Origin of the sequence: Acinetobacter sp. NEB 394 (genome assembly GCF_013374795.1) — a bacterium.
Lineage (GTDB): Bacteria > Pseudomonadota > Gammaproteobacteria > Pseudomonadales > Moraxellaceae > Acinetobacter > Acinetobacter johnsonii.
Window position 1 is genome coordinate 307,996 of sequence record NZ_CP055277.1, and the last position, 18,601, is coordinate 326,596.

Annotated in this window: 13 protein-coding genes and 2 pseudogenes; 6 read left to right on the forward strand and 9 right to left on the reverse strand. The window is 37.8% G+C overall.

Going from position 1 to position 18,601, the window contains the following annotated elements:
- Nucleotides 1-666 carry an epoxyqueuosine reductase QueH gene (locus HUK62_RS01420; RefSeq protein WP_176536894.1) on the reverse strand — a complete coding sequence of 222 codons (666 nt, stop codon included), beginning with the start codon at nucleotides 664-666 and terminating at the stop codon, nucleotides 1-3.
- Between the two features lie 281 nt (nucleotides 667-947).
- Here HUK62_RS01420 and HUK62_RS01425 point away from each other — a divergent pair, with 281 nt between their 5' ends.
- Both HUK62_RS01425 and HUK62_RS01430 read left to right on the forward strand, forming a co-directional pair.
- On the forward strand, nucleotides 948-1,142 hold the full coding sequence (locus tag HUK62_RS01425) for a hypothetical protein (RefSeq protein ID WP_176536744.1): 195 nt from the start codon (nucleotides 948-950) through the stop codon (nucleotides 1,140-1,142).
- Between the two features lie 696 nt (nucleotides 1,143-1,838).
- Nucleotides 1,839-2,756 carry a LysR family transcriptional regulator gene (locus HUK62_RS01430; protein ID WP_004684302.1) on the forward strand — a complete coding sequence of 306 codons (918 nt, stop codon included), beginning with the start codon at nucleotides 1,839-1,841 and terminating at the stop codon, nucleotides 2,754-2,756.
- 371 nt (nucleotides 2,757-3,127) lie between these two features.
- On the opposite strand, the gene HUK62_RS01435 is transcribed toward HUK62_RS01430, so the two are convergent.
- From HUK62_RS01435 to HUK62_RS01445, 3 genes and pseudogenes are all read right to left on the reverse strand, one after another.
- Nucleotides 3,128-3,364, reverse strand: a complete 237-nt coding sequence (locus HUK62_RS01435) for a VF530 family protein (protein WP_002058193.1) — start codon at nucleotides 3,362-3,364, stop codon at nucleotides 3,128-3,130.
- Between the two features lie 115 nt (nucleotides 3,365-3,479).
- Nucleotides 3,480-3,668: pseudogene (locus tag HUK62_RS01440) on the reverse strand (type II toxin-antitoxin system HipA family toxin); the annotation flags it as partial.
- A 64-nt stretch (nucleotides 3,669-3,732) separates the two neighbouring features.
- Nucleotides 3,733-4,035, reverse strand: a complete 303-nt coding sequence (locus HUK62_RS01445) for a helix-turn-helix transcriptional regulator (protein ID WP_139850597.1) — start codon at nucleotides 4,033-4,035, stop codon at nucleotides 3,733-3,735.
- A 199-nt stretch (nucleotides 4,036-4,234) separates the two neighbouring features.
- On the opposite strand from HUK62_RS01445, the gene HUK62_RS01450 reads away from it, so the two are divergent.
- The 4 genes and pseudogenes from HUK62_RS01450 to HUK62_RS01465 all read left to right on the forward strand — a co-directional run bounded on the left by HUK62_RS01450 (nucleotide 4,235) and on the right by HUK62_RS01465 (nucleotide 10,516).
- A complete protein-coding gene (locus HUK62_RS01450) occupies nucleotides 4,235-5,326 on the forward strand; it encodes an ATP-binding protein (RefSeq protein WP_176536895.1) in 1,092 nt (363 codons plus the stop codon).
- A gap of 94 nt (nucleotides 5,327-5,420) precedes the next feature.
- The gene (locus HUK62_RS01455; protein ID WP_176536896.1) at nucleotides 5,421-6,713 is read left to right on the forward strand and encodes a HipA domain-containing protein; all 1,293 of its coding nucleotides are present in this window, start codon (nucleotides 5,421-5,423) and stop codon (nucleotides 6,711-6,713) included.
- Nucleotides 6,706-6,984, forward strand: a complete 279-nt coding sequence (locus HUK62_RS01460) for a helix-turn-helix transcriptional regulator (RefSeq protein ID WP_151838134.1) — start codon at nucleotides 6,706-6,708, stop codon at nucleotides 6,982-6,984. Before HUK62_RS01455 ends, HUK62_RS01460 begins: the two co-directional genes overlap by 8 nt.
- A 185-nt stretch (nucleotides 6,985-7,169) precedes the next feature.
- Nucleotides 7,170-10,516, forward strand: a pseudogene (locus HUK62_RS01465) (DEAD/DEAH box helicase).
- 17 nt (nucleotides 10,517-10,533) lie between these two features.
- On the opposite strand, the gene HUK62_RS01470 reads toward HUK62_RS01465, so the two are convergent.
- From HUK62_RS01470 to HUK62_RS01490, 5 genes are all read right to left on the reverse strand, one after another.
- Nucleotides 10,534-11,823: a type II toxin-antitoxin system HipA family toxin gene (locus HUK62_RS01470; protein ID WP_019837107.1), complete on the reverse strand. Its 1,290-nt coding sequence runs from the start codon at nucleotides 11,821-11,823 to the stop codon at nucleotides 10,534-10,536.
- Complete coding sequence (locus HUK62_RS01475) at nucleotides 11,820-12,128, reverse strand: helix-turn-helix transcriptional regulator (protein WP_004282130.1); 309 nt, start codon at nucleotides 12,126-12,128, stop codon at nucleotides 11,820-11,822. The genes HUK62_RS01470 and HUK62_RS01475 overlap by 4 nt, the downstream gene beginning before the upstream one ends.
- Nucleotides 12,129-12,355: 227 nt before the next feature.
- The gene (locus tag HUK62_RS01480; protein ID WP_176536897.1) at nucleotides 12,356-15,586 is read right to left on the reverse strand and encodes a site-specific integrase; all 3,231 of its coding nucleotides are present in this window, start codon (nucleotides 15,584-15,586) and stop codon (nucleotides 12,356-12,358) included.
- A complete protein-coding gene (locus HUK62_RS01485; RefSeq protein WP_176536898.1) occupies nucleotides 15,570-17,843 on the reverse strand; it encodes a hypothetical protein in 2,274 nt (757 codons plus the stop codon). Before HUK62_RS01485 ends, HUK62_RS01480 begins: the two co-directional genes overlap by 17 nt.
- Nucleotides 17,843-18,517, reverse strand: coding sequence for a hypothetical protein (locus tag HUK62_RS01490; RefSeq protein WP_016653305.1), 675 nt, complete (start codon nucleotides 18,515-18,517; stop codon nucleotides 17,843-17,845). The genes HUK62_RS01485 and HUK62_RS01490 overlap by 1 nt, the downstream gene beginning before the upstream one ends.
- Nucleotides 18,518-18,601 lie beyond the last annotated feature (84 nt).

Consider the following 18,601-nt stretch of genomic DNA (forward strand, 5'->3'; position numbering starts at 1 on the left):
TCAGCTGTCCTGATCCATGGCATTGGAATAGAACTTTTGTCCGAGTTTGATGCGTTCGCGGCCTTGGCTCATGCGCCAGCGGTTGCTATCCCGCAGTGAATACACGCAGCCACAGTACTCTTGTTGATAAAATTCTTCACGTTTGCTGATGTCCAGCATGCGTAACGCACCGCCATGCTTGCGCCAGTTATAGTCCCAGTAGTGAATGCCTGCATAATGTGAAGCAGAACGGTGGCCGCACTCATTGATCTGTTGCATATTCTTCCAACGGGAAATGCCGAGAGAGCTGCTGATTAGGCTAAAGCCATGTTCTGCTGCATATAATGCTGTACGTTCAAAACGCATATCAAAACACGTGGTGCAACGAATGCCTTTCTCTGGTTCATTTTCCATACCTTTGGCACGTGCAAACCAGTTGTCTGTGTCGTAATCACAGTCAATAAATGGAATATGATGTTTTTCTGCAAAGCGAATATTTTCTTCTTTGCGAATCAGATATTCCTTTACAGGGTGAATGTTGGGGTTATAGAAAAAGATGGAAAAATCGATACCTGATTCAATCAGGGTTTCCATGACTTCACCTGAGCAAGGTGCACAGCAGGAATGTAAGAGCAGTTTGTCATGACCTGTGGGGAGGCTAAGTTTCTGACGTTCGAGCTTCGACATATTGAATGATTTTTAGCTATTTAAACCAGACAGTTTAAAACGTCTAACGAGCGGATCAACGGCGATTGGATGAAGAATTCTCAGGATGAGCTGATGAATTTTCATGATTAAAATCTGCTTTGAGCGCTGTAGATGAGTAGAGAGAGAACATTTGAGAGGCCCAAACTTGCATAATGGAGCGAGATTCGTCATCATTTACACAAAGGGTGTTTAACAGTTGTGTTAGATAGGTATTCGTTGAAGGCGGGCCACTTCAACAGCAAGAAAGAGAGTATCTAGCTGTGCTTCATTTTTTTACTACGCCTTCCAATAAGGAATTGGAGTGTCGTCATAACTTTCAGTATGAGACCGATATGCGTTTGATCCAACGCTGTAAATTCCTTGAAGATCAAGATGAGAAAAAAGCCATTCAACATCTTTTAAAAGAACGGGGTTATACCAAAGCTGAGATTTTAAAGCTCACTATTGATGGTTAAATCTAAGATTTAAAAAAGCTTCCTATTTTGGAAGCTTTTTTGTTTTTTACATGTTCTGTTTGGCATCGCACCAGTTTGAGAGACAAGCGACTTTTATTCGATGCTTACATAATGCTTCACGTGGAACATAAAAAAGCCTGGAGGCTAGGGCTATACGAAGTTTTACTCGCCAGAGCTTTATGTTTTTTCAGCGCTTTAGCCAGCTCAATTTGAATAGAAGATCAGAATCATCAGTTCTCAATATTTGAACTGAATTTAACTCAGGTACAAGAGCATACTGCTTGCTGTCACATGATTTTGCTATATCAACGTAGATATATCACAAGAGTTCAATGCATGGTCACGATTAAGTAGTACGGTTGGTGGGCTGGATTCGGTCGTTGTACCTCTCAAAAACTGAAGGAATTATGCTTCAATCTACGCATGACCAAGAGATAGCTTTGAAGGCACCTATAGTTATAAAACAAAGCCTTACTTCGATTAGCGTTCATGCATGGATCATGAAGATTATGAATTTGAATGCTTAAATTTTTTCATTCTCTGTAAATGGGGCGAATATTTTCGTTGTAGATCATAAATATTAAAGTGAAATAAACTAATTAAGTATAAAATAAGGTGAGAAAAAATAATCAAATGTCACTTTTATAGGTTAAGCTATACCGTATTCATCAAGATTAAAAAATTGGGCCGCGCCAGATGTTAGAACTCCGCCATTTAAAAACCTTAACCGCTTTAAGAGAGCATGGCTCATTGGTGGCTGCTGCGGGAGACCTATGCTTAACGCCTTCAGCTTTGTCGCACCAGTTGCGTGAGTTAGACCAGTGGTTTGGGGTGGAGGTGGTGAACCGTCGTAGCCGTCCCGTTAGCTTTTCTAATGTGGGACAGCGTTTGTTAAAACTGGCTGATGAAGTATTGCCGCAGGTACAAATTGCACAAAGCGACATCACCCGTATTGTGCATGGTCAAACTGGACGTATTACTTTTTCCTCAGAGTGTCATAGCTGTTTCGATTGGTTAATGCCGTTGTTAAATCAATATCGCCAACAGTATCCCGATGTTGATCTGGACTTCGCTTCAGGTTTTGAGGCCAATCCGCATGAGTTATTGCAGACGGGTGAATTTGATTTATTGATTACGGCCGACCCGATTGCGTTAAAAGGGGTGGAGTATTTCCCGATTTTTGAGTATGAATCGCGTTTGGTTCTATCCAATACCCACCCTTTGGTTCGTGCCAAAGACATTACCGTGCAAGAACTTGCAGAAGAAACCTTGGTGACCTATCCAGTGGATAAGCACCGTTTAGACATTATGTCGCGTCTGTTTATTCCAGCCAATATTCTGCCGAAACAGATCCGTACCACCGACCTCACTCAAATGCTGATTCAACTGGTGGCAAGTGGGCGTGGTATTGGGGCATTACCCGATTGGGTGGTGAACGAATATGAACAGAAGGGTTGGGTGACTTCGCGGCGTTTGGACTGCGTAGCACCTGAAGGTTTGCGTCGTACTCTTTATGCAGGCTATCGTACTGAGGAAAAAGAGAAGGATTATTTCGAAGGCTTTTTAAAACAACTGGATAAATTTGCCAAGAAAAGAACGCAATATTATATCTAGTTGCTCTTGTTTTAAGGAGGAGGATCAGTGTTGCTGCATCCTCCTTTTTTGAACCTATCAGCGCTTGTTATTTTTTGTGAAAAATGTGGCTCAGTGCTATAATTGCGCGCCTGATAATACCCCAACCTTGGCAAGAGTCACCGACATAAAATACACTAAATAACATAATTGGTATTTTAATAAACTCTATATATAACAGTTATATAGAGTTTTTATTTTGTGTGGTGTAATTTAAGGTAGGGTGGGGTACTTTGATTTTTGGTCACTAATTTATTGTGATAATCAACAATAATAACCAACATACATATGCTTAATCTAAAGGTGTTTTACTGACTGGTATAATTTTATAATGAGAGGGGTGTTGCCTGGGGCTACGGTTTCTGTTTTGCCTTTTGGCGTAAGACGTACAAATATAAGCTTTCTACTTTTTCACGTGCCCATGGTGTGGTACGCAAGAATCGCAATGATGATTTAACACTTGGGTCTATGCAAAAACATCTAATTTCAATTTTACGACTTAAACCTTCAAAGCCACCGTAGTAATCCAATAATTCATCCAAAATGTCAGCAAGTTTTTTGCCGTGTAAAGGGTCATTGGAGGTGTTCATAATAGATCAATCGTATTTTGGGTGGCCATTATTATAACCTGGGCTAGTTGGAAAACTAGAGAGTTGGAATGTAAGTAATGATGGACTGAATAGCCACCAAAATTCTGGAGCACACCCAGCCATCGGGTGATGCATCATATATATGACTTGGTAATCCCATTTGCTGTGTAGGAAAGTTTTTTCTTAATGGGTCACCTTTTAATGGAAGTAGGTAAGAGGAAAGCTCTAAACCTTTACGGATCGCTTCAGCACTGTATTCAAAGGCAATTAATGGTCGACCTGTGATTGCTGTTGAGGAGACCAGTGTACCCTAAAGCCAATATTCACCCCATCCATTGTAGTAAACATTAAGTTTTTTGAGCATGGATTTATTTCCTTTTGATACGTTGGCGAGCCGTATTGCTCTCATAGCGAAGAATATCATCTACACTGTTTAAATGAGGTTTGAAGAGTTCCTCTAATTCTTGTAATCGGCCTAGGACCATGGCAACGCGTACTAAATTTTCAAATGAAACATTTCGACCTGCTTCCAGATTGGATACTGTATTCACACCAATACCAGCACGTGCAGCAACATCTGCCTGAGTCATTTCCAGATAAAGTCGTTCTTTACGAAGCCTCTCACATAATAATCCAACAACTTCTTCAGGTTTTCTGAATTTTAAATCCATAATATTGGGTCTTATGTCCATATATGTCTATTAAACCACAAAATAATGGAGTTATAAAATAAACCAGTTGATCGGTAAGAAGGTGCTTTATTGGCCTGATTAGATCCTATTAGATTAAAGAAATCTAATTAGACATTTACAATCTAATGGAATCTAATACAATCTATGGTAATAAATAAATCATTGCCGAGTAATTAAAATGATGACCATCTCCAATGACCCTTGGCACTTTCCACGTACCGAACTGGCGAAACAAATTTTAGGCATGTTTGAGACTGGACTAGCTAGTTCTCTGACTTTTTTTGCCCCACGCCGGATGGGAAAAACTGAATTTTTACGAAAAGATATTACGCCCCTAGCAGAACAGCTTGGATGGCGCGTTTTTTATTTCAGTTTTTTAGATGCAGGCCTGCATAGTGAAGGGCAGTTTGTAAAAGCTCTTGATGAGTTTTCAAAACAAAATGGCTTAATGGGGAAAGCCACACATTGGATTAAAAATATTGGTTCTTTAAGTACAGAGGTGGCAGAGGTAAAAGCTGAAGTGACACTTCTACAAGGACAAGTGAATTCCAGTATTTTGTCTAGCATTACTAAACTGGCTCAGCAGGGGAAACCTATTTTACTGTTACTTGATGAGATTCAGGCTTTAGCTAGTTCAAAATATAAAACCACGATTGCCAGTTTACGTACCGCTTTAGATATGCATAAAGAAACAATAAAGGTGATTTTTACTGGTTCAAGTCGAGAAGGCCTGAGACAAATGTTTTCTGTGAGTAGTGCTCCATTTTTTCATTATGGACAGAATTTACCTTTTCCAAATTTAACAAAAGCATTTACAGATTATCTGGCAGATGTATTTAATCAGACAACAGGACGTAGTTTGAATAAAGAAATTTTATGGCACGCTTTTTTAGATATGAAGCAAAGTCCTCAACTAGCAAGATCATTAGTGGAGCGTTTAGCCTTAAACCCAATGCTGGCTATAGATTTTGCCAAGGAACAGCTTATAGCCGATACAATGGGGCATCGTGACTTTTCGGGATTATGGGGAGAGTTTAAGTTATTAGAACAGCTAATTTTAAAAGCCATAGCGGAATCACAAGTTGAACTTTATAGTAGTCAATTTAGACAACATCTGGCTGATTCCATTGGTGTAGATAACATTGCGGTATCAAGTATTCAATCGGCCCTACGTTCTTTATCAAAAAAACAAATTATTTTTAAACCAGAAAATGGTACTTATGAAATCGAGGATGCTCTTTTTAAAGAATGGATTATGGATGAAGCATAATTTTGAAAACTCACTTGGATAAAAATAATACTTTACTACTATAATAAGTATATAATAGGCAAAACTGCCTATACTTTACTATTTAAATAGAATTATGAATGATTTTTGCTCTGTCCAAATATTTCTGAATAATCAATGGATCGATTGTGCCACTATTGAAGTAATAGGTGAAAAAGCTAAAGGTTGGAAAGCTAGCTGCGGAACATATTATTCAATGGATTATGCAATTGAACATATGGGGTTACGAGATGGTCATGCTGTTTCAAACCATTATCCGATTAATTTAGAAAGCAATATTGAGCCTACGTGGCCAGCTTTTCTAATTGATCTATTACCTCAAGGATATGGTCGAAAAGAACTATTAAAAAAACTTGGTCGCCCTGAGTATGAAGAAGAGTCGGCAGATTGGTCATTGCTTAAAGTAGGAGCGAGCAACCCTATTGGTAACTTAAGAATAAAAGAAGCTCATGAATGGCTTTTAACTCAACAGTCAGATCAGTTAGTACAAGGATTTTCAATACAGGAAATTATCGAACGTAGTGAAGAGTTTCTTGAGTCATTATCATCTTTTGGACTATTTATCTCTGGATCATCGGGTGTTCAAGGTGAGTGGCCAAAACTATTACTCACACAAGGTCATGATGAGTTATTTTATCTTGATCATACGTTACCTGATGAAATGGCTAAACAGCACTGGTTGGTTAAATTTAGCCGAGGAACGGATCAACGTCTAAACAAAATTTTGAATCAAGAACCCTTATATATGCAAATAGCAGCATATTTAGGATTGCGAGTGTTTAGACCTCTAGAATTACATGGAAGAACTTTATTTATTCCACGTTTTGATCGGCAAGTGGTTGATAACCGTGTTGAAAGAATAGCCCAAGAAAGTTTAGCTTCTTTTAGTGGAAAAGCGGGCTTCGGAGTAAAAATGTCTCATAACGAAGTCTGCAAAATTATCATGAATTGTTGTACAGATCCAGAAACAGAAATTCTTGAATATGTAAAAAGAGATTTAGCCAATATCGCTTTAGGAAATAAAGATAATCATACCCGTAATACGGCATTTCAAAGGCTTAACAATGGCAATATTCGATTAACGCCTTTATTTGATTTTGCCCCCATGTGGTTACATCCTGATGGAATCGCGAGATCTACTCGATGGGAAAAAGACGATAACAACTGGGCTTCAATTGCTCATCAAATTGTAGAATGCAGTTCTTTAACTTTAGAACAAATAAAATCTCTATTTTCTGAACAATTACCTTTGTATCAAGGGCTTTTGATCAAGATGAAATCTATTGGGATAGATGATGAAATTCTAGAAAATTGTGCATATCGCATTGAAGGGATTTGCGCACAATTAAAGGAGATTTGTTATGGATAAACGTTTTATTCCACTCTCTCAAATAGAGCAAATTAAAAAAAGACAATATGTCTTAGAACAGATTCAACTGAATCCTGATTGGCCGATACATGTCATTGCAAAATTCATTAGAACAGAGTTGCATCTGACGTTAAATGAAATGTCCAAGATCACTAAAATTTCGCTTCAAACTTTACAGAAGCTAGAGCGATCAGATGCAAATCCAACCGTAGAAACAATGCTAAAACTTTTAACCCCATTTGGTTTAAAGTTAACTGTCGTGAAGAAATGAGAACTTTCTATCAGGATATTTTCGACCTCAATGATCTGTTTAACTTTTCTGATTTGATTGTCTTTACTCACAATATTCCTATTGAATGAGTCGAATTTGTGCTCAGGTTGAGCAGTTCGGCTACTATTCTAAAATGACAGCTTTGTCCGTTATAATTGTATAAACATTTTTAGTGTCTGGTAATCATGTCCTCATTGATCAATTTTCTATCTCACTTTAGTAATCCAACTCTTCATCGCAGTCTGAGCTATGCTAAACACATTGATAGGGAAACGATTGAGTTCTTTGAGGAAAATGATGATGTCACGATGTATGCTCAAATTGAAGGGACAGATTATTACGATACCGCGATTACCTATAATCTTAAAAAAGACCGTTTAATCGATGATGACTGCACTTGTCCAGTTGGATATAACTGTAAACATGCTGCTGCTTTAGCGCGGTTATTCTTTCAAGAATATCGTCAGGAATTTCAACAGCGTTATGCTGAATCTCAATCTCCGCAGGGAATCGCAAAACGCCGATGGGGGGATGATCAGGCGCAGCGTTGGTTGAATGATTTTAAACGGTATTTACAACAGACTGAACCAGAGCAATCTGTCAAAACAAACAATTATTTAATTTACCTGCTAGATCAGTCGGTCAGCTTAAAGAAATTGACAGTTGATGTTCAGAAGGCCAGACGCAATAAAAACGGCTCAATTGCAGGGGAAAGTTATTATACCCAATATGAAAATATCACCAGAAAGCATCTGACTTTACCTGAACAAAAACGACAATTATTTAACCAGATTTATTATTACGCCAAAATAAACAGCGACGAGCGTTTTTATCAAAGCAATCTTGATATCTCCGGAATTTCATTGGAGCACTTTAAATCTTTTATTCAAAGTGGCGATGTGTACTGGCAAAAAAAGAGCTATGCTGCACTTCAATGGTCAGAACAAGGCTATCACATCGAATTGATCTGGGAACAAGGTGTCAACAAACAGACGGAGCATTTAAACATTGAATTGGTCAATGGCGATATTCGACTCGATTTAAAATCAAATCCACATATCCAGATTCTCGCGAGCCAGCCACCATGTTATGTGGATATTCAACAGAACACGGTGGGCCAGTTATATGGTGAATATACGGCAAATCTGCTCTACCATTTTTTACAGATGCCTGATCTTCCAGCTAAGCTCTTGCCAGAGTTTGAGAAACTGACTCATCAATATTCAGATGTGAAAAATCTGCCTCAACCCGAGTTTATTCAGCATATTGATGTCTTTGAGGGTAGTCCCCAGCCAATTTTACGCTTCGGTGTTTTAGATAAATTTGATTGGAAATGGGAAGAGTCTGTTTGTGCTGAAATTGAATTCTCCTATGCAGGTGGGCGAATTAAAGCAGGTACATCAGGTGACAGTTTTATTGGTGAACAGCATGGCAAAATGGTGCGACAGCTTCGGGACTTAGTTCAGGAACAACAGTCAATCCAGCGTTTACAGCTATTGGTCGAATCACTGAAGTGGGTGAAAGATCTTAGTTATGACCAGCAATTAAAACTGGATAAACAACGTCTTGATTCTATGGTTTTTGCTTTCTATGGAGACTGGATCAAACAGCTCATGCCCATCAATCAAATTGAGTTGATGGGCTGGCAGATAGAGCATCTGGAAAACAGCCCCTTTAACCTGCAATATGTCGAAAATTTAAATATTTCTATCACTGAATCTGAAGGTCAGCAGGACTGGTTCAATATCGGGGCGACGGTTCAAGACAGTGCAGGTAATTCTTATAATTTGCTTGATGCGCTCGTAGCTTTGGTGCGAGTAAATCCTGATTTACTTGATCCACGGATTTTTAGTCATCTGCATGACAGTCAAATTTTCACCGTGAAAACTGCAGTTGATCAACCTGATTTGGCTCTATCCGCTAGGGATATTAAGCCGGTATTGTTACATCTGCAGAGCATTTTACAGCAAGAAGAGCGCAGTATTGATCGCTATGATGCGAGTCAATTATTAGAATTGCAGCATAATCTTGGGATGACATGGCAGGTCAGTGATCGCCTGCAGCAATTTGTACAGAAATTCAAACAAGGCTATCAGCAACAACTGCCGACACCACAAGGTTTTCAGGGGGAGTTGCGTCCATACCAGCAGCAGGGCTTAGGCTGGTTACAGTTTTTAAGGGAAACCCAGCATGGCGGGATTCTGGCAGATGATATGGGCTTGGGGAAAACAGCACAAACTTTAGCCCATTTACTCATGGAAAAGCAGGCTGGATATTTGCAGGACAGTCCCGCCTTAATTGTTGCACCCACATCGCTGATGCATAACTGGTTCAAAGAAGCGGAGAAATTTACCCCTGAGCTCAAGGTATTGCTGCTACAGGGGCCCGACCGCCATCAGAATTTTGAGCAGATTCCGCACTATGATATTGTGTTAACCACCTATCCGCTTCTAGCGAGAGATGAAGAACAACTAAAGCAATATGAATATCATCAACTCATTTTGGATGAGGCGCAGAATATCAAAAATCCGCGTGCCAAAGCTGCACAGGTAGTACGCCAATTAAAAGCACGACATCGTTTGTGTCTAACAGGTACCCCGATGGAAAATCATTTGGGTGAACTGTGGGCACTATTTTATTTCCTGATGCCAGGATTTTTATATTCACAAGAAATTTTTAATAAAAAGTACCGTCATCCGATTGAAAAACGCGGTGATCAGCAGTTAAGGCAAAAGCTGGTCAACCGGATTAAGCCCTTCATTTTACGTCGCTTGAAAACTGACGTAGCCAAAGAATTGCCAGAAAAAACTACGATTGAAGTCAATATTGATATGAATGACCAGCAATCCAAGTTATATGAGGCTGTTCGTGCCACGATGCAGGAAAATATTCAGAAAATTGTGGCAGAAAAAGGCTTTAAACGTAGTCAAATTCAAATTTTAGATGCCTTACTGAAGCTACGTCAGGTGTGCTGCCATCCTAGCTTACTAAAGCTGGATTCAGTGAAAACCGGGCAGGCACACTCTGCCAAACTTGAACAGTTGATGGATATGGTCGTTCCAATGGTGGAGGAGGGGCGAAAAATTCTGATCTTCTCTCAGTTTACCTCAATGTTGGAACTGATTGAGCAACAGCTCCATCACGCAGAAATTGGCTATGTGAAGCTGACTGGAAAGACCAAAAAGCGAGATGAAGTCATTACAGCATTTCAGTCTGGACAAGTGCCAGTATTTTTAATCAGTCTGAAAGCAGGAGGGGTCGGTCTGAATCTAACTGCCGCAGATACGGTCATTCACTATGATCCATGGTGGAACCCTGCTGCTGAAGATCAAGCTTCAGATCGTGCATGGCGGATTGGACAGGACAAGCCAGTATTTGTGTATAAGCTGATTACCAATAAAGCATAGAAGAAAAAATTCTTGCCTTACAGCAAAATAAAGCAGAACTGGCACAGTCTATTCTAAGTACCGATCATGAGGGCGAAGCGAAACTGACGGAAAATGACGTGATGAACTTGTTTGAGAAATTTTAGTTTGGTTTCAGATTACCCTAATCATCTGTAAGTATCTGAAAGTCTGGATGCAATTTTTTCCAATGTTCTCTTAATTTTTCTTTATGAACAGAAATCATAGGTAAGTCTAGTAATAGCACTGGCCATACTGACCGTGCTTTGTCCATGATCGCGTGAAGTTGTTTTTCAATAACACGCCATGGAACACCGACTTTTTCAGCCCATTGTTCAAAGTGTTTCATCTCAGCTAAATACCAATCTTTATTTTTGGCAAGATTTAATGCGAAATGACGCTCATTTTCAATATATACACTGGTCATTAATATATCGTATGCGGGAGATAATCTGGGTGCACTTTTATCATGATAAATCATACTCCAGTTTTTTAAGTGCGCATCTCCATTGGCGAGCAAAATATTGACGAGTAAGCGGCTGGCAAATTGCTGAATATCAAGAATTTTGTTATCTGAAAATTGATAAATGATCTTTCCTATCTGCTCATAATTTGTGGTGCTGTATTTCTGATGTGGATATGCGCCGAAGATCTGAGCAAAGTCTTCGATGTGAATAAGCTCTATAGTATCAGCAGTACTCTGTCTATCAAATCTTTTGATTGCGAAAGCATATTGCTCTTGGGGTAAATTTAATGGTGGCAGGTCTTGTAAGAGTGCCATATCCACCAAGCGAATCTCAGGGACATCTATGCCGACTGTTTTGGCAAGGCTCATCATAGAATATTCATTTAGTGGAACAAAACCATGTCTGGAAGAAGGAGTTTTGATAATCCAATCCCCTAATAGACTGGATTCTATTGCCTGTGCTAATGTAAAACGCCCATCTTTGGCTTTCATGGAAAACTTCATTTGGACGCCAGCCAAGGAAAACTTATTATCTGTTCGAATCTCTTGCTTTAAAATCTGATCTGGATTCGAGATCTGCAGTTTGAATTTTATTTCATCTGGAATTTCTTCTGGATCTAATGGGGTCGCAATGAGTGCTCCAGGTAAGTCATGACCTAAAGCTGCCAATAACTGAAATTCATTGTCTATATGTACTTTAAGGCTTTGTGCAATGAGTTCGCGTAATGCGCCTTCTGGTAGCAAGTTTGATAGCAAGGGGGGTAAGCGCTGATGTGTAACATAGGTCTTTTCTAAAATCTTATCTGCTTGAGGATACAAGGGGGAAGTCAGCAAGCTCAAGGTCTGGCGTTGCTGATCAAATCGGAAAGAATCCGTAAAAACCAGAATATTTTTTCCGCTCTGAAATCCTGCCAAGTATCCAACGACAGCGTGATGTAATGTTAATTTCAGGACGGCAACAGTATTCATGGTTCCTCTCCTCCGAGAAGACCCTTCCATGGGTTAGTCATTAAGTCATCCTGATCTTCAATAGTGACTTTAATTTCATCATTCAATAATTGTCTAATCAAATGAACCTTATCATCAGGGATGAGCATCAGTTGAGCATTTAATCCTGCCGCGATAATTTCTAAGGTCTCTAATCGAGGGTTGCCCTGACTTTCCAGCTTTTGGTATTGCTGTCTTGAAATGCCTGTACGGGATTGCATATCAACTTGCTTTAAGCCCAATTGGGTTCGTCTTTTTTTGATTTGCTGAAGTAAAGACTTATTCATTGTAGATACATTTATTGCTTTTAGGTCATGTAAGAAACATATTAGTTTCTTTTATTGTGAAAAGCAATTTATGATTTTGTTTAATATAGATAGTCTGACCATTGAAAATAAGGGGAATTATACTATTTTAATAGTTATATAATAGCGAAAACTGACTATATTTTACTATTAAAATAGAATTATGGGGGTGTTAAACACACAATGGAAATCATAAATAGATCAGTGATTTAATCAGTTTTAAGAAGTTCCTGTTGGTGTAATACAGCCATAGGTTTATGTACGGTATCAGGTGACATGTAATCCAACCCATTAAGCGGAATAGATAGTGGGCGCCCAATACATGCTAGATGTAAGCAAAATTTAAATGCAGCAAGAGCATGACCATCTTTTACTGAGTAGAGTTGTAGACGAGGAAATTCCTCTTGAGTTGATGGATGTTTATCTGTTGATGCTTTTGCTAATTTGAAAAGTTGAGGCTGTTGTTTAGCATCTAACTTTGTTTGCAAATCTTGTCCAAGTAAGTGCCAAAATTTGGCAGGAAATAAAGCCTTAACTTGGGAGTAAAAATGTTCGAGTTGATCGATATCCTTCCAGCGATAATGGATACCTGTGTGTGATGCGGTCACTCGATTTAAAAATATATTCAGGACGCATGCAATTTGTATTGGATTTTTACGAGCTATTTTCTGTAGATGTTCAAAAAAATAAGTCACCGCATGAAGCTCTTCAGCGCTATCAAGCATTGCTGGTTTTAAGTGGGTTGAGCTATCAATACCAAATAAACGGGGATTCCCTTTTTTTGATTTAATGTTTGCTAAATTTAGAGCATTTTCATACCAATAATTGACGAGTTCTTCTGGTAAGCACATACGTTGAGCTGCACTTTTAGGATCGTGAGTAGTCTCCAATATATTGAGCGTTTCATAGAAGCGTTGAAGTGAAATTTTAGAATCTTCTGTTCCAACAAAGAAAGCAAAAAAATCATGGGATTGATCTATTTGTAACGACAGTTCATCTAAAATGTCAGTAGCATTACTTTGAAGCCATTTTGTTTGATCGTTTAATAATATAGTTGCTAGAACGGCCTGGTTTTTTTCAAAATTAAAGTCTTTTTCATCATTTGTTATTTGCAAATTTTTAAACGTTGCATTGTGGCCCATAATTTTTTTAGCCAATTCATTAGGCATATCTGGATGATGTTTTAGTAGTTTTTGACCAGCTATGAGATAACTTAAATGAATATAGCTTTTGAATGTTTCAACTGGCTCTATATGTCCTAAGAGATGTGCAATAACAAACCAATGGTTTTGTCCATGTTGATTTTGAAGTAGCTCGGCTCGAATTTTTTGATATTCGTTTTCGCTATAGTCAGTTAGCTTTTGCACAAGTGGTGCATATTCAGAGTTCAGTAAAAGCGATAAATGATTCGCTGTAGTGTGACGAAAAGAGTGAAAGGAGTAATGATGCCCTTTAAAGACCTGATTTAATATCAGTTTTAGGGGTGCGGTGACAGTGTGTTTATTCAGTTTTTTATTTTCATTCAAGTTGCTGAATAAATATAAAATTTTCTTATTTTCTAAGCGTTTTTCAACAACAAAATCGCTAAAGAATTGGTACTCATCATCTTTTAGCAAAGCGTATGCAGGCACAATCCGTTCCGCACTATCCGTTTTGAGCAGATGTTGATTCCCTTGTTTTTTTGAACCATAAGGTTGAACCCAGATAGAAAATTGATTTAAACCCTCGATATCTTTTACACGTAACCCGAGTATTTCGTTAATACGCATACCAGTACGGTAAGCCAAAATATAAATGATTTTTAATAATTTATAGTGATGGTCTGAGATGGATTGGTTATGTAAGAGCTGATTTAACTTCTTTAATATGACCTGGAAGGCTGTGTGACCTATGATGCGTGCCCGTGGTCGACTTTGCGATGCAATAAATTCAAGTTCGAAATCTTCTGCTTGAAAAACAATTTGTTGAAAGGTATGAAAGCGTTTCAACATGTGGATTGTTTGGTCTTTAGATTTTTTAAACTCAGGTTGATCTACTTCATCAGCAAGTCGTGTATTGCTAATGATTTGTTGATAGATTTTGTTCAGCAGATCATTAATGTCATCGTCGGCATCGATGTATTGTAAGGCATGAGTTAAAAACGGTTCTGCGATCCGGGTGTAATATGTATAGATTGAACTATCTGCGAGTTTTTGATTGTCTTGAAATGCCTTCGTGTACTGAGTTGTATCAAAATCAAAGGTGGCTGATAATTTTTTTATTTGCTCTGAACTTGGTCGATAGAGACTGATGAGCCACAAAATAATACGTTTAGAAAACTCATTAAACTGCTCTTGGTGACGCAGGCAAAAATCAATAATGAGTTTAGCAGTGCCTTGGTCCGTTGATGTGCGCATAATTTTCAGCAAGTTTTTATGAATAAATATCACATTTTCTACTGCTTCAGACGTATTGAGATCTGGTAGGGCTTTGGCTGTAGAAGAGACATTTCGTTCGATTTCAGCACTTAATTGAGTTTTAAATTTTGGGAATGCAAAGTTTTCAAACTCATGTTCTGATAAACCACACGTGAGAGTGTTTTCTAACAAACATTGTGAAAGGGCAGGATCAACATCTGCGTTCTGCAGTTGTAGCCAATTAAAATTGGCGTAGTCACGTAAAAACTTAAAAGTCTTGTTGGTGTATGGATGTTTTATTTTTTGAAAAATGAGGTGCAGATACGCATTCACGTCTAGACTGATGTCACGAATTTGTCTTGTATTGAAGTGAATGAGCCAGAGTCGTGTGAGTTGATCTGGGATAAAATTACGTGATTTTCGAATTGTTTTTTCATCAACAAATAGATCGCCATAGCTTGGAGAAAGTGGCTCTAAAAAGATGATATTAAAATCGAAAATTTTTTGGATTTTTTCAGGGTTTTTTAAATGTTCGAGCAAAGCATTTAATGAAGCTATTTGATTTAATCCACCGTATAACATTGAGCAAAGCAGAATATTCCCAATAATTTCATCATCAGAAAAAGCGGAACTATCTTGAGCAAGAATCCAGTAATCCCACAGTTTTTCGAGGATGATGTCAATTTCATGACCGGCTTGGATCCAATCTAGGGTGAAAATTGGTTCATCGCGTTTCATCTCAAAGGTGAGATAAGGTAGTGGGAGGTCTAGGTTATTACTTTTATTGAGGTCTTCGATATATGTTCGGAAGAATTCATGAGCATATTTTTTCCAGGCAAGATTCGGTGCTTTACGTTTAATAAACTCATAAATTGCAGGATAAGCTTGAATTAAGTCTTCATTTGAGAATTTTTGCTCATCAAAGTACTGTCGGAGCTCTTGTTCTGCATCAGCTCGTAGGTTCTTTTCTAATTCATTACGTTGAAGTTGACGTCTATCTTCAGCATAGCGTTTTTTTGGGATTTTTTTATTGAATGATGACATGAACTTCAATCCCGCTAATTTTAAATTGATCTTTCATTTGCTCTAAAACATTCGCAATTTTAGAAAATTGAGATAGTGATAAACTGGAAAAAGGATGTGCTGCTTCTTGTTGCATGAGCTCATGTCCAAAGAGAGCTAAAATCTCAGGTTCGGTAATTTTATGAGTCAAAAATGCACGAGCTGTATGGCGATGCCAATTTGCATGATCAAGTCCTAATTCAGGATGGAAATTTTTGACTGTAGAAGGACTTAGTGGTTTCCACTCATCATCTTGGATGATTCCCAAAAAGGGCAGCTTACTTGCTTCTATTTGTTGTATAACACCATTTAAAGCTGGATGACTCATCATGATTTGAGTCGAAAAATATTCTAAAAATTTAAGGAATTTTTTTATCTCTTCAACTAAAAATGAACAAAGTGGGATTAGACGTCCGAATCCATAGCGGCCGCCTACTTCTTTGTCAGAAACCATCAAAATTTGGCGTTTTAAATTAAAGTTTTTAAGAAATCCAGGGAATTCAGCAACGGGGCGTGCTGCTGTAAAAAGAAGGAGGATATGCCACATCCATATGTTGTAGTGGTTGTATATAGCAATCAGATCGTCTTCAGCTTGTGAAAAAATATTAAACTTCAATACAGCAAAAATCTCTGTAATGACCTGTGGTTTTGGAGCTTTACGACTACCAAAATGAGTTATTGAATCAGGGAGCGAAGGTACACAACTTTCATATGTGCTTGCTACATCTGCACAAAGTGATTTTAGAATATCAATATATTGTGCATGTAATCGTGGAATATTCTGATGACAATAAGAAACAGATGATGACTGATTGGCATCAATCCCTGTGATTAAATCTGCGAGTTGTTTATTCCCTGTTTTTGCAAGAACCGTATGATGCAGTAGAGAACTCACCTTTACGACAGACAGTTTTGGAATCAATAATTCTTGTCTTAATTTGCGTAAATATTGCTGTATATCATCGAAACTAACCGAATCCATTTTGCGCAGATCCTCAATGAATAGATTCGGGATTGGAATGTCTAAATAGATCGTCTGATTGAGCAAGTTGTCTGAATACTCAAAATTGCGGTTCTCAAATACATTAAAGTGACTGTTTAAGAAGACCTGATCATTTTTATAGATCAATTTTTGGCGGTTATTTAACTTTTTAGCTCGCTTGCTTTGTATATATAGCCACTCATTCACACTATTACCGGTCAAAAATGCGAGCATTAGGATCAAAGCACTTTTATTTTGATGTTCAGAGTAGTCCACATGAAGTCTTTTCAGGAGATGGTTCACGCTAGATGGATTCGGAAAAAAACTACTCGACGTGAGTAAATGTTCTTTGCGTTGAATATGTTTTGCAACAAGCGGTAGAACATAGATTTGACTCGTTTCTGAATGTGCTGCGAGTGGTGTGACGTCAGTTGGATTGACAACAATTTGCCGATTAATCGGCTCATCGATTAAGGTTTCTATATTCAGTGCTTTAGATTTAGCCCCTTTTTTGATTTCGATACTTTCTTCAATGAATTGTTCTTCATCAAGAAACTGATGTTGAAGCTGCGTATCGATACTTGCACGTGCAATCTTCGCTTTGTTTTTTAAAATGTAGTTAAAAGTAATCCGAATATCATTGAGTAGATTGCGATCAAACTCAGGCAATTCATCCGTATCTAATGTGATCAGATGTTGAATAAATTGCTCTAAGCTCTGTGTTGGATCTTGAAGATAGGTACTCCAGAGACGTTGATACTCTTGTGTATTTTGATATTTTTTTTCAGTATCTAAATTTTTATTTGCAGTCCTAAAGCGCTGGAATAAGCGCTTTACGGTATTGAAGTGTTCTGTGTGTGCTTGTTTAAAAAGCTCTGGTTTAAGCTCAGGAAGAGCAATTAAATAAATTGCCGCTTTTAAAACTAGAATATTCCAATTTTTTGCATGCGTCTGCGATTCAGATAATTGCGAAATTGAATTGACATATGAAGTAATCGGTAGATCACTGATCTTAACTTTTTTCGTGAAAGGGATTACCGGAGGTGTCGGCAGCTGCGAATCAAACTTTATATCGATATCAAAGTAATCGAGATTGAGACCAACCAGAAAATTGTCAGTCTGTTGAGAAGACAATAGTTTAAGCACAAAGTTGATATGTTGCGTACGTTCAAATTGCTCATCACCAAACAGTTTTTCTAGTGTTTTTTGCAGTGAAATAACTGTCAAATCAATATGCTCGTTTAGATCGTTCGACACTATGATCTCCAAATTTTTTCTGTACTTATACAACTATCAGAGTGATCAACGAGTTCTTTTACACATCTGCTGTTGAGTGATAATTCATTAAAAATATGTGTACGCTGTTGTTTGATATTTTTAGTACGCTGATTCAGTTGATTTCGAGAACATGAAAGTAGTTGTGCTAGCAGTTCCAGACTCATTTGATGATGTGGCTTTAAAGATGATTCTTTGTTAAGGGTCAATAGTGTTTGACGTGAAAGATGTGTGTTAATTAAATGCAATGTTTTTCGTGGATTTAACGAACGAATATCAAATTTTGTAGATTTGATGAATTGAATAAATTCACGACTGCATAACTCCATCAGAAATGCTAACTCATCCTCTGAAAAAGATTGTTGATGATGAATAATTAAAGTGACTTCATTAATATCTTGCTTTAAATAGCTAAGATATAAGTTAATATTATTGAAAATGGAGTAGTCATCAAATTCTGAAGTTTTCCACACATGGAGTTCTTTTATGCGATTAGAAATATCTAAATCTGCAGTGAGATTTTTAAACATATTTAAGTAGCATAAGTTGAAACCATACGCTTGTGGATGAATGGTGATTCTTCTTTTTTTGAAATTTTTTAGAGTACTTATCTGTGTTGCTGGAAACTTCAAAAGTAGTTCAGATGTCAGATCCATGTGTGCTATTGAATAAAAATAATACAGCAATACTTACGTATATTTAGAGTTTTTGAATATGGCAGGAGGTATCATTTTTTCCTT

What these genes read in the sequence shown, in the direction of transcription:
- HUK62_RS01460 (WP_151838134.1), top strand. Translation starts at nt 6,706, where the DNA reads ATGGATAAACGTTTTATTCCACTCTCTCAAATAGAGCAAATTAAAAAA.
- HUK62_RS01455 (WP_176536896.1), top strand. Translation starts at nt 5,421, where the DNA reads ATGAATGATTTTTGCTCTGTCCAAATATTTCTGAATAATCAATGGATC.
- HUK62_RS01480 (WP_176536897.1), bottom strand. Translation starts at nt 15,586, where the DNA reads ATGTCATCATTCAATAAAAAAATCCCAAAAAAACGCTATGCTGAAGAT.
- HUK62_RS01475 (WP_004282130.1), bottom strand. Translation starts at nt 12,128, where the DNA reads ATGAATAAGTCTTTACTTCAGCAAATCAAAAAAAGACGAACCCAATTG.
- HUK62_RS01490 (WP_016653305.1), bottom strand. Translation starts at nt 18,517, where the DNA reads ATGGATCTGACATCTGAACTACTTTTGAAGTTTCCAGCAACACAGATA.
- HUK62_RS01420 (WP_176536894.1), bottom strand. Translation starts at nt 666, where the DNA reads ATGTCGAAGCTCGAACGTCAGAAACTTAGCCTCCCCACAGGTCATGAC.
- HUK62_RS01435 (WP_002058193.1), bottom strand. Translation starts at nt 3,364, where the DNA reads ATGAACACCTCCAATGACCCTTTACACGGCAAAAAACTTGCTGACATT.
- HUK62_RS01445 (WP_139850597.1), bottom strand. Translation starts at nt 4,035, where the DNA reads ATGGATTTAAAATTCAGAAAACCTGAAGAAGTTGTTGGATTATTATGT.
- HUK62_RS01430 (WP_004684302.1), top strand. Translation starts at nt 1,839, where the DNA reads ATGTTAGAACTCCGCCATTTAAAAACCTTAACCGCTTTAAGAGAGCAT.
- HUK62_RS01470 (WP_019837107.1), bottom strand. Translation starts at nt 11,823, where the DNA reads ATGAATACTGTTGCCGTCCTGAAATTAACATTACATCACGCTGTCGTT.
- HUK62_RS01450 (WP_176536895.1), top strand. Translation starts at nt 4,235, where the DNA reads ATGATGACCATCTCCAATGACCCTTGGCACTTTCCACGTACCGAACTG.